Here is a 1,045-nt window from a genome sequence, read left to right as displayed (position 1 = left end):
TTCAAGTGGATCAAAACAAGCTCTTATCAGGTACACGTTTAGTTACCGATATTTCTTTATTAAGAATGTTGAAGCGAAGCTCGGGCCTTTCAGCGATTTCATGTGGCGAGATGCCAGAAGAAAAACTGATCGCATTAAAAAACATACTGCCAAATGGCATGACTTTGGTACGAAACACTCGTACTGAGCTTGAATCTTTGACCAAAGCATTCCACATGAACCTAACCGCGATGGGGATGTTGTCATTTTTGGTTGGACTGTTCATCGTCTATCAAGCGATGTCCTTGTCTTTTATTCAGCGTCAGCGATTAGTCGGGATTTTGCGTCAAACCGGTGTGAATGGAACCTAATTGGCGCAAGCGTTATTACTTGAGCTCTCGATCCTCGTTTTGGTCGCTTGGGCTTGCGGTAACTTCTTTGGACTCATGTTGGCGAACGAGTTGATCCCTGCAGTATCTTCCAGTTTGAGCGATCTATATGACGCCAACGTTGGCCTTACTATCGGTTGGTCGTGGCAGTCGAGTTTATACAGTTTGATTATGTCGGCAATGGGCGCTCTGATTTCCTGTTTGTGGCCACTGATTCGATTGTTGAAATCGCAACCAATTCGTTTGTCTTCGCGTTTATCGTTAATGCGCTTTGCAGGAAGAGAGTTTTCTTGGCAAGCATTGGCGGCATGTGCTTTCTGTGTAGCCGCGGTTGCGGTTTACCAAGCACCTAAAACGCAAGAGACGGGTTTTGCCATTATCGCATTGATGTTGGTGAGTGTGGCTCTATTCATGCCATTTTTGATGTGGCACATGTTCCAAAGCTTCTCATATACGTTACGCTGGGTTCGTGTGCGTTGGTTCTTTGCTGATGCGGCGGCAAGTATGAGCTATCGTGGTGTCGCAACGATGGCGTTTATGTTGGCACTCGCTGCGAATATTGGTGTTGAGACCATGGTGGGTAGCTTTAGAGACACCACTGACAAATGGTTAAGCCAACGCTTGGCCGCAGATATCTATATTTATCCAACAAACAACTCGGCTGGGCGAATGAGCGC

At 46.3% G+C, this 1,045-nt stretch carries 1 pseudogene; it reads left to right on the top strand.

Annotation, left to right across the window (positions count from 1 at the left end):
* Positions 1 to 1,045 (top strand): annotated as a pseudogene (locus R7E78_RS24660) (FtsX-like permease family protein); the annotation flags it as partial.

This window comes from Vibrio sp. YT-19(2023) (assembly GCF_033337395.1).
This window is presented reverse-complemented; position numbering and strand designations above follow the sequence as displayed.